Genomic DNA, 25,763 nt, shown 5'->3' with positions numbered 1-25,763 from the left:
CGGGCTGTCGGCGGTTCACGCGCGCGGAGCACCCGCGCGACTACGCTGGATGCACTCGCGAAGGAGGACCATGCCGCACTCGACCGCCCGTCTGGCCAGCATCCTGATGGTGGCCGCACGCCATGCAGGACCGGCGCTGACGGCGACCGGCGGGCCCGACCCGTTCGGGGTGGACGAGGCGGTCGCCGACCCGGCGTCCGGTTCGCCCGAGCGCCTCGCGACCGATCTGGAGGGCCTGGGCGCCACGTTCGTGAAGCTCGGCCAGCTGATGTCGACCCGCTACGACCTCCTGCCGGCCCCCTACACCGAGGCGCTGCAGCGCCTGCAGGACGGGGTCGAGCCCTTCGCGATCGAGGACGTCCACGCGACCATCGAGGCCGACCTCGGCGCGCGCACCCGCGACCTGTACAGCGAGTTCGACGAGGTGCCGCTGGCGTCGGCGTCCATCGGCCAGGTGCACCGTGCGGTGACCCGCTCGGGGCGCGACGTGGTGGTGAAGGTGCAGCGCCCGGGCGTCCGGGAGCAGGTGCGCGCCGACATGGAGGCCCTCGACCAGGTCGCCAAGCTGGTCGACGGCACCCGCGCCAGCCGCCGCGTCGGCACGCAGGCGATGCTCGCCCACTTCCGGCGCACGCTCGCCGACGAGCTCGACTACCGCAAGGAGGCGGCCAACCTCGAGCTCTTCGGACGCCTCGCGGCCCGGGAACCGCTCATCGTGGTCCCCAAGCCCTACCGGGACTTCAGCTCCTCGCGCGTGCTGACGATGGACCGCATCAGCGGCAAGAAGGTCACCGACGTCGGCCCGCTCGGCCTCATGGACATCGACGGGCCCGCGCTGGCCGACGCCCTGTTCGGGTTCATGCTGCGCACGATGCTCGACGAGGGCCTCCTGCACGCCGACCCGCACCCGGGCAACCTGCTCGTCACCGACGACGGGAAGATCGGCCTGATCGACCTCGGCATGGTCACCACCGTCCCCAAGCGCCTGCAGTCGCGGCTGATCAAGCTGCTGCTCGCGGTCTCCGAGGCCGACGGCGAGTCCGTGGCCGCCACCCTCGCCGGGCTCGGCCACCCACTGGAGGACTACGACGCCGCGAGCTTCCGCGACGAGGTCTCCCACCTGGTCTCGGGCACCCTCTCGCTGGGCGCCGACCTGCAGGCGGGCACGATCCTGGTCGAGCTCGTCCGGTTGTCGGGCGACCACGGACTGCGCCCGCCGGCCGAGATGTCGCTGGTCGGCAAGACCCTGATGAACCTCGACCAGAGCGCCCAGCACCTCGACCCCGGCTTCGTGCCGGCCGCCGCGATCGCCGACCACCTGCCGCGCGCGCTCGCCGCCTCGGCCAAGCCGTCGCTGGCGACCGTGGCCGTGGGGGCGCTGGAGTCCAAGGAGTTCGCCGAGAACCTCCCCCGCCGGGCCAACCAGATCGTCTCGGCGCTGGCCGACGGCGAGCTCGAGGTGCGGGTGAGGGCCATCGACGAGGACCGCGTCATGCGCGACGCCCACCGCATGGTCAACCGGCTCACGATCGGCATCGTGCTGGCGGCCATCACGATCGCGGCCGCCCTGATGACGCGGTCGGGCTCGGGCGGCCCGCTCTTCCTGGGCTACCCGGTGCTGGCCGTGGTGTTCTTCCTGCTGGCCGCGATCGGCGGCCTCGCGCTGGTGGTGTCGATCGTGCTCAGCGACCGGCGCAGCGCCAAGCTGGCCCGCTTGTCCCAGCAGCGGCGCGACTCGGCGGTGCACACGTGAGGCCCTGGCTCGCCGGCGTCCTCGCCCTGGTCGTCGGCCTCGTCGCCGGGGGCGCCGTGGTGTTCGCGTTCATCCTCCCGACCTTGACCAAGCCCGTCGGCACCGTGACGGAGTCGCGCGACACCCAGGTGATCCAGGCGATCGAGCGCCAGGAGGAGGTGGTCCTGGTCAGCCTCGGCATCCAGGGCATCGCCGAGGAGAGCACGCAGGGCACGATCTTGGCCCAGCGCATCCCCGGCACGGGCCGCACCAAGTTCCTCCAGTACAACTACCGCGCGCTGCTCGGCATCGACGGCGCCGACGCCGTGCTCACCCGTACCGGCGAGGACACGTACCTCGTCAGCATCCCCGCCTTCGAGTTCATCGGGTACGACGACGTCTCGTTCAAGACCGCGCTGGAGAACAACGGCATCCTCAGCTGGGTCACCCCCGAGATCGACACGGCCGCCGTCATCACCGAGTTGCTCGACGACGACGCCAAGCGCGAGCACGTGGACGCCAACCGCGACCTCCTCCAGGACCAGGCCCAGAACTTCTACCGGGGCATCATCCTCGGTGTCTCCCCCGACGCGAAGGTGACCTTCCGCTTCGGGTCCACCCGGTAGGCCGACCCGCCCACGCGCCCTCTGGCGCCCGCGGCGTCCGACCCCTACCCTGACGCGATGGACGCGCTCGCCGCCCGGCTCGCACGGCTGGTCGCCCACCCGACCGTCGCGGCCCCCGACCCCGCCGCCACCGAGCCGACCCCGTTCGAGGCGCTGCACCGCACCCTCGCCGAGCTGTACCCGCTGCTGCACGAGCGGTGCGAGCTGACGCGGGTGGGGCCGCACGGGCTGCTGTTCCGCTGGCCCGGCAGCGACCCGGACGCCGACGCGCTGGTCCTCATGGCCCACCAGGACGTGGTGCCCGTGACCGGCCAGGACTGGAGCGGCGACCCGTTCGAGGCGCGGGTCGTGGACGGCAAGCTCATCGGGCGCGGCGTGCTCGACGACAAGGGGATGCTGCTGGTCGTCGCGGAGGCGGTCGAGGCCCTGCTGGCCGCCGGGTTCGCGCCGCGGCGCGACGTCTGGCTGCTGTTCGGCGACAACGAGGAGGTCGCCGGCACCACCGCGCAGGAGGCGGCCGAGCTCCTGCGGGGGCGTGGGGTTCGGCCGTGGCTCGTGCTCGACGAGGGCGGCGCGGTCGTGGACGCGGGCGTGCTGCCCGGCGTGGGGCGCTCCGCAGCCATGGTCGCCGTCGCCGACCCGCCCAGTGGCCGGTCCAACTGACCGCGACCCTGTTCGGCGTCTCGGTGCTCGGCGCGCAGGTGCCGCTGTCGACGTTCGCCCGCACCGACCCTTCTGCAGTCGGTTACGGGCTGGGACTCACCGCCGGGACGGTGTCCTACATCATCGGCGCCTACGTGTTGTCCCTGGCGATCGGGGCGCTGCTGCTGCCGGTGGTGTCGCGCCTGCTGTCGCCGCGGCTGGCGCTCGTCGTGGCGGCGGCCTTCGTGGCGGTGGGCTACCTGCTGTTCCTGCCGTTCCACGACACGCTGGTGCAGACGCTGACGAACATGGTGGTCGCCGGTTTGGGCTCAGGCTTGTTGGTGGCCGCGCTGCCGTCGGCGGCGGCCGCTGCGGCGCCCGAAGCCCGCTCGGGCATGGCGACCGGCCTGACCAACGCGACCAAGACCGTCGGCGGCTCGATCGCGTCGGCGGTGTTCGGGGTGGCGCTCTTCCAGGGCGTCTCCGCGGCTGCGGTCGAGGCCGGGCAGACGGCCGCTCCCCTGTCGGGTTACCTCGTCGTGTGGACGCTGTGTGGGGTGACGGCCGCTATCTGCGCGCTGGTGCTGCTGGTGGGCGTGCCCAAGGACGCGTTCACGCGCCCAGCGCACGCCTGACGGCGTCCGGATCGCCCTCGAGGTTCGGGGTCCGCCGGGTCGTGACGTCCCAGACCATCTTGAGGTTGGCGCCGACCTCACGGGTGGCGAACTCGTCCCAGCGCTTGCTGGTGGCCTTGACCGACACGTCACCCACGCCCACGGCGTCCACCCCGACGGCCTCGCACGTCGCGACCGCACGGTGCAGGTGGTAGCGCTGGCTGACCAGCAACGCCTCGGTGATGCCGAACACCTCGCGGGCGCGGACGCACGTGTCGTAGGTGTCGAGGCCGTGCTCGTCCTCGACGACACGCTCGGCCGGGACGCCCCGGCTGACGAGGTAGCGCTTCATGTTCGTGGTTTCGTGGTGGTGCTCGGCGGCGTTGTCGCCCGAAACGATGAGCACCTGGGCCTTGCCGGCGTCGTAGAGCTCGGCGCCGAGGTCGAGGCGCGCCTTCAGGTACGGCGACGGGCGCCCCGAGGGGTACATCTCCGCGCCGAAGATGATCGCCACGTCGCGGGCCGGGGCCTGTTCAGCGGTGAGGTTGCGGTCGCGCGCCACGAACCGGGTCCACAGCGTGGGGCCGGCGACGCTCGCCGCACCGAGGCCCGCCAGCACCAGCAGGGTGCTGAGCGTGCGCAGCACCGGACGCCGGCGGCGGGGGTTGGTCGTCACCCGGTCGAGCGTACCTTCCGGGACGACACTCACCTTCGTCACAGATGAGGGGGAATCTCTTCCCCCGCGAACGTGACGAAGGTGAGTGTCGCGCCCTACGGCGTCAGGCCCGGTTCGCCCGGTAGTACTCGATGAGGGCCTTGGTGGACGGGTCCTGGGCCTCAAGGGCCTCGGCGTCGCCGCCGATGGCCGGGGTGATCTGCTTGGCGAGGACCTTGCCCAGCTCGACGCCCCACTGGTCGAAGCTGTTGATGCCCCACACCACGCCCTGGGTGAACGTGATGTGCTCGTACAGCGCGATCAGCTGTCCGACGACCGACGGTGTCAGGGACGGGGCCATGATCGACGTCGTCGGGCGGTTGCCCTTGAACACCTTGGCGGTCACGAGCTCCTCGGCCACGCCGTCGGCGCGCACCTCGTCGGCGGTCTTGCCGAACGCCAGCGCCTTGGTCTGGGCGAAGAAGTTCGCCAGGAACAGTTCGTGCACGTCCTGGCCGCCGTCGGTCAGGGCGCGGTGCGGCGTCGCCACGGCGATGAAGTCCGCCGGGATGAGCTGCGTGCCCTGGTGGATCAGCTGGTAGAAGGCGTGCTGGCCGTTGGTGCCCGGCTCGCCCCAGAAGACCTCACCGGTCTCGGTGGTGACCGGGGTGCCGTCGGCCTTCACGCCCTTGCCGTTGGACTCCATCGTCAGCTGCTGCAGGTACGCCGCGAAGCGGTGCAGGTACTGCGCGTACGGCAGCACCGCGTGGCTCTGCGCCTTGAAGAAGTTCACGTACCAGACGTTGAGCAGGCCCATCAGCGCGGGCACGTTGTCGCGCCACGGCGTCTCGGCGAAGTGCGTGTCGATGGCGTGGAAGCCGGCGAGGAAGTCCTCGAAGTTCTCACGCCCGATGGCGACCACGATCGGGGTGCCGACCGCGGAGTCGACCGAGTAGCGGCCACCGACCCAGTCCCAGAAGCCGAAGGCGTTGGCCGGGTCGATGCCGAAGTCCGCGACCTTGTCGAGGGCGGTCGACACGGCGACGAAGTGCTTGGCGATCGCGTCGGTGCGCGAGGAGTCCGACCCGTCGATCGCGCCGGCCTTCTCGAGCCCCTCGAGCAGCCACGTGCGCGCCATGTTGGCGTTGGTGATGGTCTCGAGCGTGGTGAACGTCTTGGACGCCACGATGAACAGTGTGGTCGTCGGGTCGAGGTCGACCGTCTTCTCGTAGACGTCGCTGGGGTCGATGTTGGAGACGAACCGGCACTCCAGGCCGTCCTGCTTGTAGGCCTTGAGCGCCTCGTACACCATGACCGGGCCCAGGTCGGAGCCGCCGATGCCGATGTTGACCACGGTCTTGATCGGCTGGCCGGTGACGCCCTTCCACTCCCCCGAGCGGACCTTGTCGGCCCACGCGTACACCTTCTCGAGCGTGGCGTGGACGTCGGCGACCACGTCCTGGCCGTCGACCGTGAGCTGGTCGGTGCTCGGACGCCGCAGCGCCGTGTGCAGGACCGCCCGGTCCTCGGTGTTGTTGATGTGGACGCCGGACAGCATCGCGTCGCGCTTGCCGGCCAGGTCGACCTCGTCGGCGAGAGCGACCAGGGCGTCCAAGACCTCGTCGTCGATCAGGTTCTTCGACAGGTCGACGTGCAGGTCTCCCGCCGTGCGCGTCCAGGCCTTCGCGCGGTTCGGGTCAGCCTCGAACCAGCCGCGCAGGTCGGGGGTGAAGTTCTCCTTGAGCCGGGTCAGCGTGCCCCAGGCGTCGGTCTTGGTGACATCACTCATGGACGCCAGCCTAGGCCTCCGGCAGCCACCCGGCGCGGGGTCTCCCAAACCCAAGCCCTGGACCGGGGAAACCCAAGCCCTCGGCGCAGAAAACTCAAGCCCTCGGCGCGGGCGCCGAGGGCTTGGGTTCTTGGAATCGCTGGTGTCAGAGCTTCACGGACACGTGCACGTGGTCGTAGTGGTTCGCGGTGATCGAGCCACGGTCGGCCATCGGGCGCCAGTACGGCTTGTAGGGCGTCCAGATCTTCTGCTCGAAGATGATGTGGTCGACGTCGAACGCACCCGCGTTGGCGGCGAGGTAGCGGGCGACGGCCCAGCCCTTGGCGGAGTCGGAGTAGGTCATGAAGTCGATCGCACCGCCGGAGCCGTGGTTCGAGCGGTTGTTCGTCGCGCGGTAGCCACCGATGGCCTTGAAGGACCAGCGGGCGGTAACGGCGTTGTAGACGACCATCGCCTTGGGCTTGAGGCCCAGGACGGTCTTGCCGGAGTAGCTGGTGGAGCCGGTGTACGCGGCGCTCGAGTCGGACTCGCTCGCGGTGCTCGTCTTCGTGGACGCCTTGGCCTTGGGCGCCGGCTTCGGCTCGGGCTTGGCCGGGGCCTTGTCGCCGAGGCGGGCGTCCAGCACCCAGCCGACCTTGCCGTTGAAGGCGACCTGGCGGAAGTTGCCCTCGACCTTGTCGGTCACCGAGATCTTGTCGCCCTCCTTGACCGAACCGAGCGACTCGGAGTCGCCGTTGGCCTGGACGCGCACCACGGTGTCGGACTGGATGAACTTGGTGCCGGCGGGGGCGCCGAAGGCGGCGGCCCACTGGCCGGCCACGAAGGCGGCGTCACCCTCGGTGGCCACGGGCTCGGCCGGGGCCTCCTCGACGGCGGCCGAGGCCTCGTCGGTGGTCTCCTCGGTCGAGACCAGCTCACGGGCCGCGTCGCGGCTCAGCGTGTCGGCCTCGCGGACGGGGGCGGGAACGGCGCTGGCGGTCTCGTCGGCGGCACGCAGGTTGAGCGCGAACGCACCGGACGCGGCCAGCAGGGCCACGGACACGGCGGTCGGCGCAACACGGGTGCGCAGGATGTCGGAGCGGCTCCGAGCAGCGCGACGCGCGGGGACCACGAAGGCGGCGGCGCCATCGACTTCGGTCGAGGCGGCTTCCGCGATCCGGCGGGGCTGGTACATCTGGTACTCCGATGGTGCGACTCTGAGGACGAGGACCAATTTAGCTGAGATTTTCTCAGGGTCAAACTCTGTGGCCTCAGGTTCCGTTCAGTTGGCACTCAGCAAGTGATGGCACCGCTCAGGAGGAGCCCAGGATCGGCCGGAAAGCGGCCGCGCGGCGTCCGACCTCCTCGGGCGAGTTCGCCCCGCCCGACCCGTCGTTGCGCAGCACGACGTCGCCCACCACGACGGCCCGGGCGCCGGCGGCCAGCCACATCTCGCACTGGTAGCGCTCGAGGCGCCCCCACGGCACGAGCGCGACCCCGGGGAACAGCGGCGGCAGGGCCCGCGCGTAGGCGGTACCGAGCGCGTCGGCGGGCGCGATCGCGACGACCTCCGCCCCGCCCCGGGTCGCGGCCGCGACCTCGCCCGGGGTCAGCGCCCCGCCCAGGAACGGGACGTCCCCCGCGACGGCGGCCAGGTCGGGGTCCGACACCGGGGACAGCACGAAGTGCAGCCCGGCCTCGACCGCCCGACGGACGCCCTCGGCGTCCGTCACGCCGCACGCGCCCACGCGCGCGCGGAACCCGTAGAGGGAGAGCACCTCGGGCGCGATCGGGAACAACTCGGGCGGGAGCACCCAGGCGCCCAGTCCCTCCTGCAGCAGCACCTCGGCCAGGGCGACCCAGTCCTCCACGCCGTCGCGGGGGATCTCGACGACCACGCGGTGGCCGCGCAGGGCTGCTTCGAGGAGGCTCATGCGCCCATCATGCCGGAGGCAATGGAAGGCAACTCCCCGATCCCAGTGGAGTTCGCGGGCCTCGCTGGCCTGCAATGGAGCCATGGCGATCGCACCCACCGCCGGCCCCGGCACGTCCGCGGGGCTGGTCCGCACCCTCCTCGCGGAACAGGCCCCTGCCCTCGTGGGGCTCCCCGTGGAGCGCCTCGCCGACGGCTGGGACAACCACACCTTCCGCCTCGGGGAACGCATGGTGGTCCGGCTCCCGCGCCACGAGGCGGCGGCCGAACTGCACGCCGACGAGGTCCGCTGGCTGCCCGAGCTGGGCCCTCAGCTCACGACGGCCACGCCGCAGCCGGTCGCGGTCGGAGGCCCCAGCCCGCACTTCCCCCACCCCTGGTCGGTGGTCGAGTACATCCCCGGGCGCGAGGCGGCCGCGGTGCCGCCTGCCGAGCGCGTGGCCCTCGCCGAGGACTTGGCCGACTTCACCTGGTCCCTGCACGTGCCGGCCCCGACGCATGCGCCGGTCAACCCGTTCCGCGGCGGCTCGCTGGCGACCGGGGCCGCGGACGCCCGCGTGCGCTCCCGCCTGGCCGACCTCGCGCGCTCCGGCCACGCGGAACTCGCGGAGGCCCTGCTCCCCCGCTGGGAGGCCTGGTCCCACGCCCCCGACTTCGACGGCGTCGACGTCTGGCTCCACGGCGACCTCCACCCGCACAACATCGTGATCGGCGCCGACGGCCGCCTCGCCGGCGTCGTCGACTGGGGCGACGTGACCGCCGGCGACCCGGCCTGCGACCTCGCGACCGCGTGGCTCACCTTCGACGCGACCGGACGCCGCCTGTTCACCGAGCGCCTCGAGGAAGGGCACCCCGTGGATGCCGCCACCTGGGTCCGCGCCCGCGCGTGGGCGCTGCACCTCGGGCTGGTGCTGCTGTCCCGCCCGGACGAGTTCCCCCGCCTGGTCGCCAGCGGCCGCCACGCGCTGGACGAGCTCCGCCGCGAGGACGTCTGACCTCCTATACTCGGCCCCGTGGTGCGGCACAAGAACTATCCCGACGACCTGCGTGAACGCCTTGTCGCGGTGATGTTGCAGCACCTGCGCACCCAGGACCCCGACGACGTCTCCCTGCGCGACCTGGCGGCCGAGTGCGACACCTCGACCAACGCCGTCTACTCGATCTTCGGCAGCAAGGACGCCCTCATCGACGAGGTCGCCCGCGTGGCCCGCGAGGACTTCCTCCGCCCCCAGTTCGAGCTCGCCGACGACGGCGAGCCCACGATCGAGGCGCTGCAGGCCTCCGGTGCCCTCTACCGCGCCTGGGCCCGGGCCAACCCAGGCCTGTACCGCCTGATGTTCGTGGGGCCGTCGGGCAGCGACTACGCCCCGCGCGCGGCCATGGTGGAGCCCATCCGCCGCATGCTGCACCGCCTGCAGGTCGCCGGGGTGCTCGCCCCGCACGACGCCGACACGATGGCGCTGTCACTCTGGGCGACCACGCACGGCTTCGTCATGCTCGAGATGGACGTGTGGCCCGAGGGGTCGATCGACACCGACGCCCTCTTCGAGGCCCACCTGTCCAACAGCGTCGGCCGCATCCTGCTCCCCGTCGACGTCGGCTGAGCCGGCCTGGCAGGGCGCGGGCTACGCCGGCGGCGTCCGCCTGAAGTTCTCGAAGGAGCGCGAGGCCGTCGGACCACGCTGGCCCTGGTAGTGCGAACCGCGCTGCTGCGTGCCGTACGGGTGCTCGGCCGGCGAGCTGAGCTGGAAGAAGCACAGCTGGCCGATCTTCATGCCCGGCCAGAGTTTGATCGGCAGGGTCGCCACGTTGCTCAGCTCGAGGGTGACGTGGCCGGTGAAGCCGGGGTCGACGAAGCCGGCGGTGGCGTGGGTCAGCAGGCCGAGGCGCCCCAGGGAGGACTTGCCCTCGACGCGCGCGGCGATGTCGTCGGGCAGGCTCACCTGCTCCAGCGTGCTGGCGAGCACGAACTCGCCCGGGTGGAGGATGAAGGCCTCGTCGGGGTCGACCTCAACCAGGCGGGTCAGCTCGGGCTGCTCCTCGGCGGGGTCGATGAACGGGTACTTGTGGTTGTCGAACAGCCGGAAGTAGCGGTCCAGGCGCACGTCGACGCTGGAGGGCTGCACCATCGCGGGGTCGTAGGGGTCGAGCCGGACGCGTCCGGCCTCGATCTGGGCGGCGATGTCGCGGTCAGACAGGAGCACGGGCCGAGCCTAGCTGCGTTTCATTTGGGTCACGAGATGGGGTGGGTGGTGGTGGACTGTTCAACCGCTCTGCTTGGGTTGACCCCAATCGCTGGGCCGGACCCGGGCCGGCCCCCCGAACGAGAGGACATCACCGATGCCCAACCGCAAGCTGGTCGCCGTCGCCGGCGCGCTGGCCCTCGCAGTCGGCCTGTCCGCCTGCGCGGAGTCGCAGCGGACCCCGACGACGTCGGCCCCGCAAGGCACCACGGGTGCCACGGCCGCCCCCACCGACTCCGGCAACGCCAATGCCGACGCCACCTTCATCTTCGGCGCCGCCGGCGCCCCCAAGCTGTTCGACCCCTTCTACGCCTCCGACGGTGAGACGTTCCGCGTCACCCGCCAGATCTACGAGCAGCTGCTCGACTTCCTCCCCGGCGAGGCGAAGACGGGCCCCGGCCTCGCCGAGTCCTACGAGGGCTCCGAGGACGGCCTCACCTGGACGTTCAAGATCCGCGAGGGCGTCACGTTCCACGACGGCACCGACCTCGACGCCGCGGCGGTGTGCGCGAACTTCGACCGCTGGTACAACCAGACCGGCGCCGCCCAGAGCTCCGCGGTGACCTACTACTGGAACAACAACTTCGGTGGCTTCGCCGACCAGACCGACAAGGACTCGCTGTTCGAGTCCTGCACCGCCGACGGCATGACCGCCACGGTCAAGGTCACCCGCGTCACCTCGAAGTTCCCCGACATCCTCGCCCACGGCGCGTACGCCATCCAGAGCCCGACTGCCCACGAGAAGTACGACGCCAACAACGTCCAGGCGCAGGGCAGCGGCTTCACGTACCCCGCCTACGCCCTCGAGCACCCGACCGGCACCGGCGCGTTCACCTTCGGTGGCTACGACGACGCCGCCGGCGAGGTCACGCTGAACCGCAACGAGGACTACTGGGGCACCAAGGCGGGCGTGGCCAAGATGGTCATCCGCACGATCCCCGACGAGTCGACCCGCCGCCAGGAGCTGCAGGCCGGCACGATCCACGGCTACGACCTGCCCAACCCGGTTGACTGGAAGGCACTCGAGGACGGCGGCGCGAAGGTGGAGATCCGCCCCGCGTTCAACATCCTCTACGTCGGCCTGAACGCCACCAAGAACGAGGCCCTCAAGGACGTCCGCGTCCGCCAGGCCCTGTCGTACGCGATCAACCGTGACCAGCTCGTCCAGTCGCAGCTGCCCGAGGGCGCCGAGGCCGCGAGCCAGTTCTTCCCGAAGGCCGTGTCCGGCTACAACACCTCGCTGCAGCCGTACCCGCACGACCCCGAGAAGGCCAAGGCCCTCCTGGCCGAGGCCGGTCACTCCGATCTGACCCTCGAGTTCTGGCAGCCCACCGAGGTGACCCGTCCGTACATGCCGGACCCGGCGTCCATCTACGAGGCCATCCGCTCCGACTGGGAGGCCGTGGGCGTCACCATCAACCCGGTCGCCAAGCCCTGGACCGGTGGCTACCTCGACGGCACCGAGCAGGGTGAGGCCCCGGCCTTCCTGCTGGGCTGGACCGGTGACTACGACTCGGCCGACAACTTCATCGGCACCTTCTTCACCAAGCAGGACAACGCCTTCGCGACGAAGAACTACCCGTTCGCGCAGGAGCTGACCGACGCCCTGGTGGCCGCCGACTCCGAGCCGGACGCCGCCAAGCGCGACCAGATGGTCTCCGACCTGAACAAGAAGATCGCCGAGGAGTACCTGCCCGGTCTCCCGATCTCCCACAGCCCGCCGGCCATCGTCGTGGCCGCCGGCGTGGAGGGTCTGGTGACCAGCCCGCTGGCCGCGGAGGACTTCTCCACGGTCACGATCACCGAGTGAGGTCCCGGGGGCCGTGGGTGCACGCACCCACGGCCCCCGCCCTCGCCTCCTCCTCCTGGTGAGCCTGTGAGCAGATACATCGTCCGGCGGCTCCTCCAAGCCATCGTGACCCTCTTCGTCCTGTCCCTCCTCTTGTTCGCCTGGCTGCGCTCGCTGCCGGGCGGCCCCGTGTCCGCGCTCCTCGGCGAGCGCAGCACCCCCGAGGACCGTGCCGCACTGGAGCAGGCGCTCGGCCTCGACCAGCCGATCTTCATCCAGTACCTGCGCTTCCTCGAGCGGGCCGCGCAGGGCCAGTTCGGGGTCTCCACCGGCGTCCTTCCCGGACGCGACGCGCTCGAGATCTTCCTGTCCCGGTTCCCGGCGACGATCGAGCTCAGCTTCTTCGCCCTGACCCTGGCGATCCTGCTCGGCATCCCGCTGGGCTACCTGGCCGCCCGCCGCCGCGGCACCTTCCTCGACACCGGGTCGGTGCTCTTCTCCCTGGTCGGCATCGCGGTCCCCGTGTTCTTCCTGGCGTTCGCGCTGAAGTACGTGTTCGCGATCCAGTTGGGCATCCTGCCGCCGTCCGGACGCCAGAGCGTCGGCATCAACGCCACCCACATCACCGGCATGTACGTCCTCGACGGACTGCTGACCCGCGAGTGGGACGCCGCCTGGGACGCCCTGCGCCACCTGATCCTCCCCGCGGTCGCGCTGAGCTCGATCCCGTTCGCGGTGATCCTGCGCATCACGCGCGCCTCCGTGCTCGAGGTGCTGGACGAGGACTACGTCCGAACCGCCCAGGCCAAGGGCCTGCGGGCCGCGACGATCCGCGGCCGGCACGTCCTGCGCAACGCCCTGATCCCCGTCGTGACCACCATCGGCCTGCAGACCGGCGCCCTGCTCGCGGGCGCCGTCCTGACCGAGCGCGTGTTCACCTTCCGCGGCGTCGGGCACGCGCTGGCCTACGGCTTCGAGACCCGCGACTACGCGGTGCTGCAGGTGCTGATCATGATGGCCGCGCTCATCTACATCCTCGTCAACATGGTCGTCGACATCGCGTACGCGGCCATCGACCCGCGCGTCCGGGTGCGGTGAGGGGCTGACATGACCGATTCTCCTCGTCGCCCGATCCCGGGCACCCCGTCCCACAAGAAGGCGCGCATCGACGCGCTGGCCTCGACCGCCTCGGCCGGCACGGCGTCCGGTTCGGCGGGCGGTGGCGTGGCCACCGCCGTCAGCGACGCCGGGCGCGTGGCGTCCGGTGAGGGCGTCAGCCTCTGGATGTCGGCCTGGCGCCGCCTGCGCCGCGACTGGGTGTTCCTCATCGGGGCCGCCATCGTGGTGCTGTTCATCGTCCTGGCCATCGTCGCGCCGCTCATCGCGCCGCACGACCCGGCGACCCGCGTCCTGATCGAGCAGGTGCACCGCCAGACCAACCCCGTCCCCGGCCCCCAGCCCGGCCACCCGCTCGGCGCCGACTACCTGGGCCGCGACGTGCTGTCGCGCCTGATGGTCGGAGCGCGCCAGACGCTGATCGTCGGCGTGCTGGCCACCCTCGGCGGCCTGCTCGGCGGCATGGCCCTGGGCACGCTCGCCGGTGCGTTCGGTGGCTGGGTCGACTCCGTGGTCATGCGCGTGGTCGACGTGCTGCTGTCGATCCCGTCGCTGCTGATGGCCTTCTCCATCGCGGCGATGTTCCGCTCGCCGTCGCAGTGGACCGTCATCCTCGCCATCGCGATCGTGCAGGTCCCCGTGTTCGCGCGCCTGCTGCGCGGCTCGATGCTGGCCCAGCGCCACTCCGACCACGTGCTGGCGGCCCGGGCCCTGGGCGTCCGGCAGGGGCCGATCGTGTTCCGGCACATGCTGCCCAACGCGATGGGGCCCGTGATCGTACAGGCCACCCTGGTGCTCGCCACGGCGATCATCGACGCGGCCGCCCTGTCGTTCCTCGGCCTGGGCAACCCCGACGACCGCTCGCCGGAATGGGGCCAGATGCTCGGCAACGCCCAACCGTACTTCGACTCCCACCCGCACCTGGCCGTCTACCCGGCGCTGTGCATCATCGTGGTGGCGCTCGGCTTCACCCTCGTCGGTGAGTCGTTGCGCGAGTCGCTCGATCCGAAGTCCAGGAGGTGAGGCGATGAGCACGCCCCTGCTCGAGGTCGACGACCTCTCGGTGCGATTCACCCGCCACGGCCAGGAACCGTTCACGGCCGTCGACAAGGTCACGTTCAACGTCGCGCCCGGCGAGGTCGTCGGGCTGGTCGGCGAGTCCGGCTGCGGCAAGTCGGTGACGTCCCTGGCGATCATGCGCCTGCTCGCCCGACGCGGCAACCAGGTGACCGGGTCGGTGCGCTTCGCCGGCACCGAGCTGCTGACCCTGCCCGACGCCGCCATGCGGGACAAGCGCGGCGCCGAGCTGGCCATGATCTTCCAGGACCCGCTGTCGTCGCTGAACCCGGTCGTCCCGATCGGGGTGCAGGTCGCCGAGGTGATCACGCGGCACCGCGGCGAGAAGAAGGCCGTGGCGGCGAAGCAGGCCGCGGAGATGCTGGACAAGGTCGGCATCCCCGACCCCACCCGCCGCCTGAAGGAGTACCCGCACCAGCTGTCGGGCGGCATGCGCCAGCGTGCGCTGATCGCCATGGCGCTCGCCTGTGAGCCACGCCTGCTGATCGCCGACGAGCCGACCACCGCGCTGGACGTGACGATCCAGGCGCAGATCCTCGCGCTGCTGACCGACCTGGTCGAGCAGTCGGGGACGGCGCTGATCATGATCACCCACGACCTCGGCGTGGTCGCCGGCATGTGCGACGGCGTCAACGTGCTCTACGGCGGGCGCATCGTCGAGCGCGCCAAGCGGCACCCACTGTTCGCCGAGCCGCGCCACCCCTACACCGGCGGGCTGCTGGGGTCGATCCCCCGCCTGGACGGCGACCGGGACGCCCGGCTGTTCCCGATCCCCGGGTCGGTGGCCGACAACATCCCGTGGGACCACGCGTGCGCGTTCGCGCCGCGCTGCCACCAGGAGGGTGAGAAGTGCCGCACGGTGGCACCCGACCTGCTGCCCGACGAAGAGGCGCGAACCGACGGCGGGCTGCGGCTGCTGCGCTGCCACTACCCGCTGACCGCCGCCGACCGCCAACGCATCGAGGAGGGCCGGGCATGACCGAGGTCGTGGACGCGTCCGGGGTCGCCCCCGGCGAGGTGCTCGTCGATGTCAAGGGCGTGAAGGTGCACTTCCCGATCAAGCGCGGGCTGCTCATCGACCGCACGGTCGGGCACGTGTACGCCGTGGACGGCATGGACCTGACGATCCGGCGCGGCGAGACCTACGGGCTCGTGGGCGAGTCGGGTTGTGGCAAGTCGACCTTCGGGCGCGCGCTGCTGCAGCTCGAGGAGCTGACCGAGGGCTCGGTGACGCTGGGTGGCGTCGACCTGGCCACGCTCAAGGGCGAGGACCTGCGCCGCCAGCGCCGCCACATGCAGATGGTGTTCCAGGACCCGCTGGGCAGCCTCGACCCGCGCCAGACCGTCGAGCAGCTGCTCCTGGAGGGGATGCAGGCGCACGGGTTGGCGTCCGACAAGAAGGGGGCGCGCGACCGGCTGGTCGAGCTGCTCGCCGCCGTCGGCCTGCCGCCAGGGGCGCTCAGCAAGTACCCGCACGAGTTCTCGGGCGGCCAGCGCCAGCGCGTCGGCATCGCCCGCGCGCTGTCGGTCGACCCCGAGCTGATCGTCGCCGACGAGCCGGTCTCGGCGCTGGACGTGTCGGTGCAGGCGCAGGTGATCAACCTGCTGGAGGACCTGCAGTCGGAGTTCGGGCTCACCTACCTGGTCATCGCCCACGACCTCGCGGTGGTGCGACACATCTCCGACCGCATCGGCGTGATGTACCTGGGGGCGCTGGTCGAGGAGGCCGAGGCCGACGACCTGTACGCGCTGCCGCTGCACCCGTACACGCGGGCGCTGCTGTCGGCGATCCCGGTGCCGGACCCGGTCGTGGAGGACACGCGCGAGCGGATCCTGCTGTCGGGCGACCTGCCGTCGCCGGCGAACCCGCCGTCGGGGTGCCGGTTCCACACGCGGTGCCCGTGGGCGCAGCAGACCCGGTGCTCGACGGAGCGGCCCGAGCTGCGGGTCGTCTCGGTCGACGGCGTGCCGGCGTCGCACAAGGTGGCCTGCCACTGGGCCGAGCAGATCGCCTCGGGCGAGCTGCAGCCGCACGCGGTCGACGGCGCCGTCGTGGCGCCGCTGGACGCCCCCGGGGCGGCGCCGCACGCGATCCCGGGGTCGACGCTGCTGCCTGAGGAGTAGCCCCCGTCAGGCGTTGACGCCGCCCGCGTGGTCGGTGGTCACGTCGCTGGGCGAGATCGGGCCGGCCGGCGTCCGGGACAGGCGCGGCGCGGGCGCGGGCTGCCACAGCCCGTCGACGTGCACCATCGTCTGGCGCGCGTCGTTGTGCGGGTCGTGGCGGACCTCGCTCATCCGCAGCACCGGCTCGAGGCAGGCGTCCGTGCCGGCCGCCCGGTCGCGCCACTCGTCGCGGGTGCGGCCCTTGATGGCGCCGGCGATGGCAGCGCGCAGCTCGGGCCAGCGCTCGCGGTCGTGCTGGTCGGGCAGCGTGGCCGGGTCGAGCTCGAGCACCTTCAGCAGCTCGAGGAAGAACTTGTTCTCGAGCGAGCCCACCGCCATCCACTCGCCGTCGGCCGTCTCGTAGCAGTCGTAGAAGGGGGCGCCCGAGTCGACGAGGTTCACGCCGCGGCGGGTCTCGTCCCAGGCGCCGATCTGCGCGAACCCGTGGAACGCGGTGGCGAGCAGGGTCGCGCCGTCGAGGATCGCGGCGTCCACCACCTGCCCCAGGCCCGAGGACTGCCGCTCGTACAGCGCGGCGAGGATCCCGAACGCCAGCATCATCGAGCCGCCGCCGAGGTCGCCGATGTAGGCCAGCGGCACCGTCGGCGGCTGGTCGGCGCGGCCCAAGGTCGACAGGGTGCCGGACGCCGCCATGTAGTTCAGGTCGTGGCCGGCCTGCTTCGCCTTGGGACCGAACTGCCCCCAGCCGGTGACGCGGCCGTAGACGAGGCGGGGGTTGAGCTCGAGGCACACGTCGGGGCCCACGCCGAGGCGCTCGGCGACGCCGGGGCGGTTGCCCTCGATGAGCACGTCGGCGTCCTTGACCAGCTCGAGCACCGCGTCCCGGCCCTCGGGGGTCTTGAGGTCGAGCTCGATGGTGCGCCGGTTGCGGTGGATGATGTCGGTGCGCCGGTTGCCGATGGGCCCCACCGCCGGGACTCCGCCGGGCCGCTCGACGTGCAGCACGTCGGCGCCGTGGTCGGCGAACATCATGGCGGTGAACGGGCCCGGCCCGATCGTGCCGAGTTCGATCACCTTGAGTCCTGCGAGAGCCCCCGTCGTCATGGGGTCCATCTCACCAGACCGGGCCAAGGCGGGGGAACTCGGCACCCACGGCCTACAGTCTCCCCGTGACCGCACCCGCCCCCACCCCCGACGCCGCCGCCGAGCGGTCGCGCGGGCTGGCGTCGGGCATCGCGGCCTACGTCATCTGGGGCTTCTTCCCGCTGCTGTTCCCGCTGCTGAAGCCGGCGGGTGCGTTCGAGATCCTGGCCCACCGCATCATCTGGTCGCTGGTCGCGGTCGCGCTCGCCCTGGTGCTGCTGCGCCACCCGTGGGGCTGGCTGAGGTCCGCGCTGACCCGCGAACGGCTCCCCCGCATCGTCGCCGCCGCCTTCCTCGTGGGGCTGAACTGGCTGGTGTTCATCTGGGCGGTCAATTCCAACCACGTCGTCGAGGCGTCGCTGGGGTACTTCATCAACCCGCTGCTCAACATCGTGCTGGGGGTGCTGATCTTCGGCGAGCGCATGTCGCGCGCCGGGTTGGCGGGCACCCTGCTGGCCACCGCGGGCGTGGCGGTCATCGCCTGGGAGAACTGGGCCGGCCTGTGGGTCTCGCTCACCCTCGCGCTCACCTTCGGGCTCTACGGCGCGGTGAAGAAGAAGGCCTCCGCTCCCCCGCTGGGTGGGCTGTTCCTGGAGTCGGCGATCCTGCTGCCGTTCGCGCTGGCGTACTGGGGCTGGCTGGTGGTCACCGGGGCCAGCCAGTTCGGCGCCGACGCCCGCACCTCCGGGCTGCTCATCCTGGCCGGCGTGCTGACCGCGCTGCCCCTGTGGCTGTTCGCCATCGCCGCCCCGCGCCTGCCGTTCGGCGTCGTGGGGATCCTGCAGTACCTCGGACCCACCATCCAGTTCGCGCTCGGGCTGACGGTGTTCGGCCAGCACGTCTCGGCGTCCTACTGGGCGGGCCTGGTGCTCGTCTGGGTCGGCTCGGTCGTCTACCTGCGCTCGGTGTTCGCCCGGACGCGGGGTGGTCGGGCGACGGCGCCCTGAGCCCGCGGCGTCCCGACACTCACCCTGGTGACATCAGAGACACCCTGTTCGGGGTATTTCTTGTCACGTCGGTGAGTGTCGCGCCCCGGCCGGGCTGCGACACTGGCCCCAAGAGCACCGACCGGAGGAGGTGAGCCGTGGACGCCGAGGAGGAGGCAACAGTCCACAAGTGGCTCACCGCGCCCGACCCCAACGACCCCGCGAAGGCAGAGTGGCCGTGGCAGCTCACCGGACGCTCGTGGCGCTACGTGCTGCGCCGCACGTGGTCGGAGTTCTGGTACCGCCACATCCTCGACAACGCGGGCAACCTCGCCTACATGTCGGTGCAGTCGCTCTTCCCGGGGCTGTTGGCGATCCTCGCCGGCCTCACCCTGTTCGGGCAGGGGACGGCCGCGGTCGAGTGGATCATCGACTTCCTCCGCTCCGTCGCCCCCGCCACCGTCGTCGACCTCGTGGCCGACCCGCTGCGCCAACTCGCCGCCACCGCCGGCGCCGACTGGGTGCTCGGCGTCGCCCTGCTCGGCGCCCTGTGGGCCGCGTCCGGCTACGTGGCGGCCTTCGGGCGGTCGGTCAACCGCATCCACGGCGTCGTCGAGGGCCGGCCGATCTGGCAGATCATCCCCTACAACCTGCTGGTCACCCTGCTGATGCTGCTGTTCGGGGCGTTCCTGCTGCTGACGGTGCTGCTGTCGGCCGGCGTGTGGGACATGGTCCTGGACTACCTCGGACTCGACCTCGAGCCCCTGCGCGGCCTGCGCCAGAACCGGTGGGTGGTGCTGTCGATCGCGTCGGTGGTCGTGGTGCTGGCCCTGTACCGGGCCACGCCGAACGTCCGCCAGCCCAAGCTGCGCTGGTCGGTTCCGGGCGCGCTGGTCGCGATGGGGGTCACCGTGCTGGCGATCTTCGGCTTCTCCACGTGGGTGGCCATCTTCGGACGCCTGCCGGCCAGTTACGGGGTGGTCGGGTCCTTCATCATCCTGCTCCTCGGCCTGTGGATCATGAACATCGCGCTGCTCATCGGCGTCACGCTGAACGCCGAGATCGAGCGCGCCCGCCTGCTGCAGGCCGGGTTCGCGGCCGAGCGCGAGCTGCTCGTGCAGCCGCGCAACACCCGCATGATCCGGGCGCGCGCGTCGGAGGAGGACATGCTCGCCGAGCGCGGCACCCGCCTTCGTCAGCCGGAGACCGGCCAGTCCCAACCGTCGAGGCGTCCGAGGAAGTCGTCGGACGGGTCGCCCTCGTAGCCCTCGTGGAACGGCTGCAGCTCCGCGGCCCGCAGCACCTGCAGGGCGTTGTACACGCCCGAGGCGTACTCCTCGGCGAAGAGCACGGCCAGGGCCTCGCGGTGCTCGGGGGGCAGCATCGACAGCAGCGCGTTCATGGTGACCTGGTTGGCGTCGGTGTCGGGGTCGGCGTTGGCGTTCCACACCCCGACCCGCACCCGCTCGGCGGACACCTGGCCGGCGCCGGCGCAGGAGACCACCATCGCGTCGATGACTTGCCGGTACATCCAGCGGGGATCGTGTTCGCTCATGGCTCCATCATGCCCTGTCGCCGAACTCACAGGTTGGGCTTGAAAGCCCCGCGCTCTCGGTAGAGGTCGACCGCCTCGCGCAGCGCGGCCAGCACGTAGGGCGGGAAGTCCATGCCCTGGTGCTGGGCCCACAGCAGGCTGGCCTCGAGGCGTCCGATCTCCTTGGCGAAGACCTCCAGCTCGGTGCCGAAGCCCAGCTCGGTGATCACCTCGCCCATCTGCGCCTGATAGCGGGGGTCGTTGTGGGTGCCGACCAGTTCGTAGGAGAACGTGCGCAGCTTGCGCGCCAGCCAGAGCTGCCACGGCCGCAGGGTGCCGTCGGTGGTGATCTTCTCGGCACTCATCCGGTAGAACGCGAAGTGGCCAGGCTCCTGCCGCTTGATCGGGTTGATGATCGTCTCGCGGATCGCCTTCTCGCCCATCTCGTCGAGCTGGCCGGCGAGCGCGTTGTAGGCGAGCACCGCCTGCCGCTCGGTGGAGGCCCCGGTGAAGTAGTAAATGGTGCGGGCGACGTCCTGGATCTGCTCGAACCGGGCCATCGCGCCGAGCGCCTTGACCGCGAAGCCGACCTGCAGCAGCGGCTCGGCCGGGGGCAGCCCGATGCGGGACTTCAGCTCGTCGAGGATGATGCCGTGCTGGATCTCCTGGTCGTACCAGACGTCGGCGTAGAACACCCGGTCGGCCTCGGACGGGTTCGGCATGATCGTCAGCAGCTCGAGCACGTTGCGCTCGACCTCGAGCTCGACGCGGGCGAGGTAGTCGAGGACGCCGGCGAACCGCGTGCGGACCAGGTCGGGGTCGTTGACGGTGAAGTCGACGGACGCCAGCGGCACGGGAGGGTGCTCCTCGCCCATCTTGTTCACGTGGGAGAGCAGGAGAGCATCCGTGATCCTCGAACGTGCCACGCCGCCACCCTAGCCGCGCACGCCCGAAAACAGAATGATCGCTCTGGTGGTGGACGGAACCCAAGCCCTCGGCGCGAAAAACTCAAGCCCTCGGCGCCCAAAACTCAAGCCCTCGGCGGATAAAACTCAAGCCCTCGGCGCTAGGGGCGCTTCCAGTCCTCGATGGGCCAGTAAGCCTTCGAGGCGACCCGGTACAGCGGCAGGTCGGGGTTCACGGCGACCGGGCGGCCGAGCAGGGACAGCCACGAGGCGTCCGAGATCGAGTCGCCGTAGCCGTGCGAGCGGGACAGGTCGAACCCGCCGCGCGACGCGTAGTCCTTGAGCCACTGCGCGCGGGCCTCGTCGACCAGCGGCGGCGTGCTGAGGTAGCCCGTGAGCACCCCGTCGCGTGCCTCCATCGATGAGGCGACCACGTCGTCGAACAGCGGGGCAAGCGGTGCGGCGAACAGGTCGAGGCCCCCGGTGACCAGCACGGTGCGGTGGCCGGCGGCGCGGTGCTCCTCGATGCGGGCCAGGGCGCCCGGCTTGAGCTTGCGGACCACGTTCTGGCCCCAGGCGCCGCCGACGACCCGTTCGATGTCGGTCACCCGCGTGCCGGCGTAGCGGCGCGAGAAGGCGCGCACGAACTCGCCGCGGTCGCGGCGCTCGGCCTGCAGGTACACCCCCACGTTGCGGACCAGGTCGACCAGCTCGCCGGGCAGCTCGGCCGGCGAGTGCAGCTGGCCCATCACCGAGAGGTACTGCGTGACCAGCGAACTCGGCAGCAGCGTGCCCTCGAGGTCGAACACCGCGAGCACGTCGGTGCCCGACTCGAGCCGGCGGGCCTGCGAGCGCTGCGACCGCTGCGCCGAGGACGCCCGCGCGTGCACCTTCGCCAACGCGGTCATCGCGGGCAGGTGGACCCGCTGCCAGTAGTGCGTCCAGTCGATGTCGCGCACGTCGAACGTCTGGTCGACCGGCGTACCGGCCGGCAGCTTCGCCCCCAGCGCGCGGGTCTGCTGGTCGTCGAACAGCATCTCGGTGCGCGTGTAGCTCTGGTAGAGGTCGACGTAGGTGCGCAGCGAGCCCAGGCCGCGCTCCATCTTCGACAGCGAGGACGCCCAGGCCTGCGTCCGCGTGTTCGACGGCAGCGCCGCGCCGATGCGCGACCCGAGGGCGGACAGCCGCTCCTTCAGGCGCAGCGAGCGCTCGGCGGCGTTGTTGGCCGGGAACTTCCAGGTGGGGACCACGATGGGGCGTCCCTTGTCGTCGCTCAGCGGGTGGGCGAGGAAGTACTCGCGCACCTCGGTGTACATCCGGTGGAACGGCAGCGGGTTCGAGGCCCCCGAGCACACCTGGTAGTAGCCGACCTCCTCGGGCTCGCCCTGGTGGCCGAGCGTGGCCAGCGCCATGATCACGTTGACGACGTAGTCGACGGGGATGACGTCGAGCACCGAGTCGGGCAGGCCCGGGAACTCGGGGAGCGCCCCCTTGGCGTAGGCCATGATCAGCGGGTCGGCGACCTTGAAGCCGTCGATCCAGCCCGGGAACGGGTGGCGCAGCGACGACTCGATGATCGCCGGGCGCACGATCGAGAGGCGGTGGCCCTGCCCGGCCCACTCCTGCTCGGCGACCCGCTCCCCCAGCGCCTTGCTGAAGGTGTAGACGTCGGTCCAGCCGACGGAGCGGGCCCGCGTGCGGCCCAACTCGACGAGGCGGTTCTCGACCCAGGCCAGGCGTGCGGCCTCGGACGCGCGGGCGACCGACTTGGGGCCCTCCTTGCCGTGGTCGCGGGTGGCCCCGTCGATGAAGGCCTGCAGCTGCTCGGGGGTGCGCGAGGCCGCCTCGGCCTCGACACGGGCGACCTCGGCCGCCGCGATCTCGGCGCGCCAGTCGACGTCATGGTCGACGGACGCCTCGGGCCGCAGCCCCTTGGCGATCCCGCCGACGTAGCAGGTGGAGACGTGGATGACGTGCGGGTCGAGCCCGGAGTGGGTCAGCGCGCCGTACAGCGCCCGCGGGCCGCCGACGTTGTTGGCGAACGACTCGTCCATGGGGGCGTCGAACGACACGGTGGAGGCCGAGTGGACCACGACGTCGATCGAGCCCTCGATCCTCTCGATGGTGGCCAGGTCGGCCTCGAGCACGGAGGTGCGCTCGGCGAAGAGGCGCTTGGCCTCGGCGTCGCCGACGGCGTCGCGCCACGGCTTGAACACCGGCTTGCGGAGCACGCGGTCCAGCCGCGAGCGGGCCGTCTGGCTGCCCTTGGGGCGCACGACGGCGACGACGTGGGCGTCGGTCGTGGAGAGCAGTCGCTCCAGCACCGCCTGGCCGAGGAAGCCGGTGACGCCGGTGAGCAGGACCCGCGCTGGGGTGGCCACGCCGGACTCCTTTCCCGAAAGCGGTGGGGGTCGCCTTCGTGGGGGCAGCGTAATGTAGCGTGCCCGTCATGCGTGTCGGGCTCATCACAGGCGGGACGTCCGGGATCGGGCTGTCCTTCGCCCGCGCCCTCGCCCGCGACGGGGCCGACCTCGTGCTCGTCGCCCGCGACAAGGGGCGCCTGGTGGCGGTCGCCGCGGAGCTGACCGCAGCCCACGGCGTCCGGGTCGAGGTGCTGGACGCCGACCTGGCCGACCGCGCCGACCAGGCCAAGGTGGCGGACCGCCTCCGGGCCGGGGACGTCGACATCCTCGTCAACAACGCCGGCTTCTCGCTCAAGACCCCGCTGGTCGGCGGGGACGACGACCTCGCCGACCGCGCCTACGAGGTGATGGGCCGCGCCCCGCGCGTCCTGGCCGGCGCCGCCGCGGCCGTGATGCGCGAGCGGGGCGAGGGCTGGATCATCAACGTCGCCTCGGTGTCGGCGCTGACCCGGCAGGACTCGTACTCCGCGCTCAAGGCGTACGCGCTCGCGCTGACCGAGGTACTCGCGCTCGAGCTGACCAACACCGGCGTCCAGGTGACCGCCGTCCTGCCGGGTTGGACGCGCACGGAGTTCCACGCGCGCGGCGGCTCCGGGCGCAAGGGCGTCCCGCGCTTCCTGTGGCTCGACGCCGACCGCGTCGCCGAGGTGGCCCTGGCCGACGCGCGGGCCGGCCACGTGATCTCGATCCCCAGCAAGCGGTACAAGGTGGCGGCGGCGATCCTGCAGCTGCTGCCGAACGCCGCCGTGCGCGCCGTGTCGCGGCGCATCAAGGGCAAGGCGAAGACCCCCGTCGAAGGAGCAACCCCGTGAAGAACGTCAAGCGCATGAAGTGGTGGGGCTGGGGCGAGGAGGGCGTCTTCTTCAACTACGCCAACAAGCCCGCCTTCGCGCCGTTCGTGAAGAAGCACCTGGGCATCGACCTGCGCCCCCGCCAGGTCGACACGATCGAGTTCGACGCCACGACGGTGCCCGACTCGCCGCTGCCCGACGCGTTGCGCGAGGCCCTCGTCGCGGCCACCGCGCCCGACCGCGTGACGACGGACGCCCACGAGCGCGTGGTGCACGGGCACGGGTCGTCGGTGACCGAGCTGCTGCACGTCTCGCGCTTCGACTACGGGCGGCTGCCCGAGGTCGTGGTCTACCCCTCCTCCGAGGCCGAGGTCGCCGCGGTGCTGGCGGCGTGCGTGGCCGCCGACGCGGTGGTGGTCCCGTTCGGCGGCGGCACCAACATCTCCCGCTCGCTGCAGCTCGACCCGGGCGAGACCCGCCCGATCGTGTCGCTGGACCTGGGCCTGATCACCGGCATCGTCGAGCTCGACGAGGAGTCGGGCCTCGCGCTGGTCGGGGCGGGCACGCTCGGCCCCGACCTGGAGGAGGAGCTCAACGCCCGCGGCTGGACGCTGGGCCACTTCCCCGACTCGTTCACCCACTCGACCGTCGGCGGCTGGGCGGCCACCCGCAGCTCGGGCATGCAGAGCGACAAGTACGGCGACATCGCCGACATCGTGCGCGGCATGACCGTCGTGCGGCCCTCGGGCACGGTGCGGCTGCGCCCGGTGCCGTCGGAGTCGACCGGGCCCTCGCTGCGCGAGATGTTCATCGGGTCGGAAGGCCGCCTCGGCGTCATCACCGACCTGTGGGTGCACGTGCACCGGATGCCCGAGCAGCGCGTCGTCGTGGCCTACATGTACCCGTCGTGGGAGCCCGCGGTCGCGGCGATCCACGCGATGGCCGACGCCGAGATCCCGACCACGTTCGTGCGCATCTCCGACGCGAACGAGACCGCCATGTCGCTGTCGACCCAGAAGGAAGCGGTCACGATCAAGAAGAAGATCGAGGCCCGCGTCACCGAGGAACTGTGGGCGTTCATGCGCCGCCGCGGCTGGGACACCGACGAGATGTGCATCTCCTACGTCTGCTTCGAGGGTTCCGAGGCCGACGTCGATGCCCGCCGCCGCCAGGTCGTGAAGATCGCCAAGGCGCACGGCGCGCTGGTGCTCGGCACGGGGCCGGGTGCGCTGTACGACCAGAAGAAGTTCGACACCCCCTACCTGCGCGACTTCCTGCTCGAGCAGCACGTGATGGGCGACGTGTCCGAGACCGCGGCGCCGTGGTCGAAGCTGAACGGGGTGCACGACGCGGTGTACGCGGCCGCGGGCCGGGCGTTCGAGAGCCTGGGCAAGCAGGGGTTCATCATGTGCCACCTGTCGCACAGCTACCACGCGGGGGCGTGCCTGTACTTCACGTTCGCGTTCCAGGCCGGTGAGGACGCCGATCGCGAGTACGCAACGGTGAAGACCGCCATCCAGCAGGCGTTCGTCGATTCGGGCGGCACGCTGTCGCACCACCACGGCGTCGGCATGGAGCACGCCCCGTGGATGGAGCAGGTCGTGTCGGAGGAGGGCGTCTCGATCATGCGCTCGTTGTTCTCGGCGACCGACCCGGGCAACCACCTGAACCCGGGCAAGATCATCGACCCCTCGTTGTCGCTGTACGACCACCTGTGATGCC

At 71.4% G+C, this 25,763-nt stretch carries 24 protein-coding genes; 15 read left to right on the top strand and 9 right to left on the bottom strand.

Features of this window, described 5'->3' with window-relative positions; all coding sequences use genetic code 11:
• Positions 1–70: 70 nt before the first annotated feature.
• Genes H5397_RS00195 through H5397_RS00180 form a run of 4 tightly spaced genes read left to right on the top strand, consistent with a single transcriptional unit; the run spans position 71 to position 3,635 of the window.
• Complete coding sequence (locus tag H5397_RS00195) at positions 71–1,753, top strand: AarF/ABC1/UbiB kinase family protein (protein ID WP_182814299.1); 1,683 nt, start codon at positions 71–73, stop codon at positions 1,751–1,753.
• Positions 1,750–2,358 carry a hypothetical protein gene (locus H5397_RS00190; RefSeq protein ID WP_182814298.1) on the top strand — a complete coding sequence of 203 codons (609 nt, stop codon included), beginning with the start codon at positions 1,750–1,752 and terminating at the stop codon, positions 2,356–2,358. Before H5397_RS00195 ends, H5397_RS00190 begins: the two co-directional genes overlap by 4 nt.
• A gap of 57 nt (positions 2,359–2,415) precedes the next feature.
• On the top strand, positions 2,416–3,021 hold the full coding sequence (locus tag H5397_RS00185; RefSeq protein WP_182814297.1) for a M20/M25/M40 family metallo-hydrolase: 606 nt from the start codon (positions 2,416–2,418) through the stop codon (positions 3,019–3,021).
• A 23-nt stretch (positions 3,022–3,044) separates the two neighbouring features.
• A complete protein-coding gene (locus tag H5397_RS00180) occupies positions 3,045–3,635 on the top strand; it encodes an MFS transporter (protein ID WP_182814296.1) in 591 nt (196 codons plus the stop codon).
• On the opposite strand, the gene H5397_RS00175 is transcribed toward H5397_RS00180, so the two are convergent.
• The 4 genes from H5397_RS00175 to H5397_RS00160 form a co-directional block, all read right to left on the bottom strand.
• Complete coding sequence (locus H5397_RS00175) at positions 3,613–4,290, bottom strand: vancomycin high temperature exclusion protein (protein ID WP_182814295.1); 678 nt, start codon at positions 4,288–4,290, stop codon at positions 3,613–3,615. The two genes, H5397_RS00180 and H5397_RS00175, sit on opposite strands and share 23 nt — an antisense overlap.
• Positions 4,291–4,393: 103 nt before the next feature.
• Positions 4,394–6,058, bottom strand: a complete 1,665-nt coding sequence (gene pgi, locus H5397_RS00170) for a glucose-6-phosphate isomerase (protein ID WP_375539395.1) — start codon at positions 6,056–6,058, stop codon at positions 4,394–4,396.
• A 145-nt stretch (positions 6,059–6,203) separates the two neighbouring features.
• The gene (locus tag H5397_RS00165) at positions 6,204–7,232 is read right to left on the bottom strand and encodes an SH3 domain-containing protein (protein WP_182814294.1); all 1,029 of its coding nucleotides are present in this window, start codon (positions 7,230–7,232) and stop codon (positions 6,204–6,206) included.
• Positions 7,233–7,350: 118 nt separating this feature from the next.
• Positions 7,351–7,971 (bottom strand): bifunctional 4-hydroxy-2-oxoglutarate aldolase/2-dehydro-3-deoxy-phosphogluconate aldolase, encoded by a 621-nt coding sequence (locus H5397_RS00160; RefSeq protein WP_182814293.1) that lies wholly within the window; start codon positions 7,969–7,971, stop codon positions 7,351–7,353.
• An 82-nt stretch (positions 7,972–8,053) separates the two neighbouring features.
• Between H5397_RS00160 and H5397_RS00155 the strand changes: the two genes are divergently transcribed.
• Together H5397_RS00155 and H5397_RS00150 are read left to right on the top strand one after the other, a co-directional pair.
• Positions 8,054–8,965: an aminoglycoside phosphotransferase family protein gene (locus tag H5397_RS00155; protein WP_182814292.1), complete on the top strand. Its 912-nt coding sequence runs from the start codon at positions 8,054–8,056 to the stop codon at positions 8,963–8,965.
• Positions 8,966–8,983: 18 nt separating this feature from the next.
• Positions 8,984–9,574 (top strand): TetR/AcrR family transcriptional regulator, encoded by a 591-nt coding sequence (locus tag H5397_RS00150; RefSeq protein WP_182814291.1) that lies wholly within the window; start codon positions 8,984–8,986, stop codon positions 9,572–9,574.
• A 21-nt stretch (positions 9,575–9,595) separates the two neighbouring features.
• On the opposite strand, the gene dcd is transcribed toward H5397_RS00150, so the two are convergent.
• Entirely contained in the window at positions 9,596–10,174 is a 579-nt protein-coding gene (gene dcd / locus H5397_RS00145; RefSeq protein ID WP_182814290.1) for a dCTP deaminase, read from the bottom strand.
• Positions 10,175–10,310: 136 nt separating this feature from the next.
• Between dcd and H5397_RS00140 the strand changes: the two genes are divergently transcribed.
• The 5 genes from H5397_RS00140 to H5397_RS00120 all read left to right on the top strand — a co-directional run bounded on the left by H5397_RS00140 (position 10,311) and on the right by H5397_RS00120 (position 16,319).
• Positions 10,311–12,023 (top strand): ABC transporter substrate-binding protein, encoded by a 1,713-nt coding sequence (locus H5397_RS00140; RefSeq protein ID WP_182814289.1) that lies wholly within the window; start codon positions 10,311–10,313, stop codon positions 12,021–12,023.
• Positions 12,024–12,089: 66 nt separating this feature from the next.
• On the top strand, positions 12,090–13,100 hold the full coding sequence (locus tag H5397_RS00135; protein WP_182814288.1) for an ABC transporter permease: 1,011 nt from the start codon (positions 12,090–12,092) through the stop codon (positions 13,098–13,100).
• A 9-nt stretch (positions 13,101–13,109) separates the two neighbouring features.
• The gene (locus H5397_RS00130) at positions 13,110–14,141 is read left to right on the top strand and encodes an ABC transporter permease (RefSeq protein ID WP_182814287.1); all 1,032 of its coding nucleotides are present in this window, start codon (positions 13,110–13,112) and stop codon (positions 14,139–14,141) included.
• Positions 14,142–14,145: 4 nt separating this feature from the next.
• The gene (locus tag H5397_RS00125; protein WP_182814286.1) at positions 14,146–15,174 is read left to right on the top strand and encodes an ABC transporter ATP-binding protein; all 1,029 of its coding nucleotides are present in this window, start codon (positions 14,146–14,148) and stop codon (positions 15,172–15,174) included.
• A complete protein-coding gene (locus tag H5397_RS00120) occupies positions 15,171–16,319 on the top strand; it encodes an ABC transporter ATP-binding protein (RefSeq protein ID WP_182814285.1) in 1,149 nt (382 codons plus the stop codon). Before H5397_RS00125 ends, H5397_RS00120 begins: the two co-directional genes overlap by 4 nt.
• Before the next feature lie 6 nt (positions 16,320–16,325).
• On the opposite strand, the gene H5397_RS00115 is transcribed toward H5397_RS00120, so the two are convergent.
• Positions 16,326–17,423 (bottom strand): CaiB/BaiF CoA-transferase family protein, encoded by a 1,098-nt coding sequence (locus tag H5397_RS00115; RefSeq protein WP_182814284.1) that lies wholly within the window; start codon positions 17,421–17,423, stop codon positions 16,326–16,328.
• A gap of 65 nt (positions 17,424–17,488) precedes the next feature.
• Here H5397_RS00115 and rarD point away from each other — a divergent pair, with 65 nt between their 5' ends.
• Both rarD and H5397_RS00105 read left to right on the top strand, forming a co-directional pair.
• Positions 17,489–18,409, top strand: coding sequence for an EamA family transporter RarD (rarD, locus tag H5397_RS00110; RefSeq protein WP_182814283.1), 921 nt, complete (start codon positions 17,489–17,491; stop codon positions 18,407–18,409).
• Positions 18,410–18,546: 137 nt separating this feature from the next.
• Positions 18,547–19,653, top strand: coding sequence for a YihY/virulence factor BrkB family protein (locus tag H5397_RS00105; RefSeq protein ID WP_182814282.1), 1,107 nt, complete (start codon positions 18,547–18,549; stop codon positions 19,651–19,653).
• On the opposite strand, the gene H5397_RS00100 is transcribed toward H5397_RS00105, so the two are convergent.
• The 3 genes from H5397_RS00100 to H5397_RS00090 all read right to left on the bottom strand — a co-directional run bounded on the left by H5397_RS00100 (position 19,584) and on the right by H5397_RS00090 (position 23,208).
• The gene (locus H5397_RS00100) at positions 19,584–19,943 is read right to left on the bottom strand and encodes a DUF6547 family protein (RefSeq protein ID WP_182814281.1); all 360 of its coding nucleotides are present in this window, start codon (positions 19,941–19,943) and stop codon (positions 19,584–19,586) included. The genes H5397_RS00105 and H5397_RS00100 overlap by 70 nt on opposite strands.
• A 26-nt stretch (positions 19,944–19,969) precedes the next feature.
• A complete protein-coding gene (locus H5397_RS00095; RefSeq protein WP_309224230.1) occupies positions 19,970–20,848 on the bottom strand; it encodes a GTP-binding protein LepA in 879 nt (292 codons plus the stop codon).
• A 140-nt stretch (positions 20,849–20,988) separates the two neighbouring features.
• Entirely contained in the window at positions 20,989–23,208 is a 2,220-nt protein-coding gene (locus H5397_RS00090; RefSeq protein WP_182814280.1) for an SDR family oxidoreductase, read from the bottom strand.
• 68 nt (positions 23,209–23,276) lie between these two features.
• On the opposite strand from H5397_RS00090, the gene H5397_RS00085 reads away from it, so the two are divergent.
• Both H5397_RS00085 and H5397_RS00080 read left to right on the top strand, forming a co-directional pair.
• The gene (locus H5397_RS00085; RefSeq protein WP_182814279.1) at positions 23,277–24,062 is read left to right on the top strand and encodes an SDR family oxidoreductase; all 786 of its coding nucleotides are present in this window, start codon (positions 23,277–23,279) and stop codon (positions 24,060–24,062) included.
• Positions 24,059–25,759, top strand: a complete 1,701-nt coding sequence (locus H5397_RS00080; protein WP_182814278.1) for an FAD-binding oxidoreductase — start codon at positions 24,059–24,061, stop codon at positions 25,757–25,759. The genes H5397_RS00085 and H5397_RS00080 overlap by 4 nt, the downstream gene beginning before the upstream one ends.
• Positions 25,760–25,763: the final 4 nt, after the last annotated feature.

The sequence above is a fragment of the Propioniciclava sp. MC1683 genome (genome assembly GCF_014164675.1).
Lineage (GTDB): Bacteria > Actinomycetota > Actinomycetes > Propionibacteriales > Propionibacteriaceae > Propioniciclava.
This window is presented reverse-complemented; position numbering and strand designations above follow the sequence as displayed.

Excerpts from the sequence above, each read along its gene's own strand:
- H5397_RS00195 (WP_182814299.1), top strand. The coding sequence starts at position 71 with ATGCCGCACTCGACCGCCCGTCTGGCCAGCATCCTGATGGTGGCCGCA.
- H5397_RS00185 (WP_182814297.1), top strand. The coding sequence starts at position 2,416 with ATGGACGCGCTCGCCGCCCGGCTCGCACGGCTGGTCGCCCACCCGACC.
- pgi (WP_375539395.1), bottom strand. The coding sequence starts at position 6,058 with ATGAGTGATGTCACCAAGACCGACGCCTGGGGCACGCTGACCCGGCTC.
- H5397_RS00165 (WP_182814294.1), bottom strand. The coding sequence starts at position 7,232 with ATGTACCAGCCCCGCCGGATCGCGGAAGCCGCCTCGACCGAAGTCGAT.
- H5397_RS00160 (WP_182814293.1), bottom strand. The coding sequence starts at position 7,971 with ATGAGCCTCCTCGAAGCAGCCCTGCGCGGCCACCGCGTGGTCGTCGAG.
- H5397_RS00155 (WP_182814292.1), top strand. The coding sequence starts at position 8,054 with ATGGCGATCGCACCCACCGCCGGCCCCGGCACGTCCGCGGGGCTGGTC.
- H5397_RS00140 (WP_182814289.1), top strand. The coding sequence starts at position 10,311 with ATGCCCAACCGCAAGCTGGTCGCCGTCGCCGGCGCGCTGGCCCTCGCA.
- H5397_RS00130 (WP_182814287.1), top strand. The coding sequence starts at position 13,110 with ATGACCGATTCTCCTCGTCGCCCGATCCCGGGCACCCCGTCCCACAAG.
- H5397_RS00125 (WP_182814286.1), top strand. The coding sequence starts at position 14,146 with ATGAGCACGCCCCTGCTCGAGGTCGACGACCTCTCGGTGCGATTCACC.
- H5397_RS00120 (WP_182814285.1), top strand. The coding sequence starts at position 15,171 with ATGACCGAGGTCGTGGACGCGTCCGGGGTCGCCCCCGGCGAGGTGCTC.
- H5397_RS00115 (WP_182814284.1), bottom strand. The coding sequence starts at position 17,423 with ATGACGACGGGGGCTCTCGCAGGACTCAAGGTGATCGAACTCGGCACG.
- H5397_RS00100 (WP_182814281.1), bottom strand. The coding sequence starts at position 19,943 with ATGAGCGAACACGATCCCCGCTGGATGTACCGGCAAGTCATCGACGCG.
- H5397_RS00085 (WP_182814279.1), top strand. The coding sequence starts at position 23,277 with ATGCGTGTCGGGCTCATCACAGGCGGGACGTCCGGGATCGGGCTGTCC.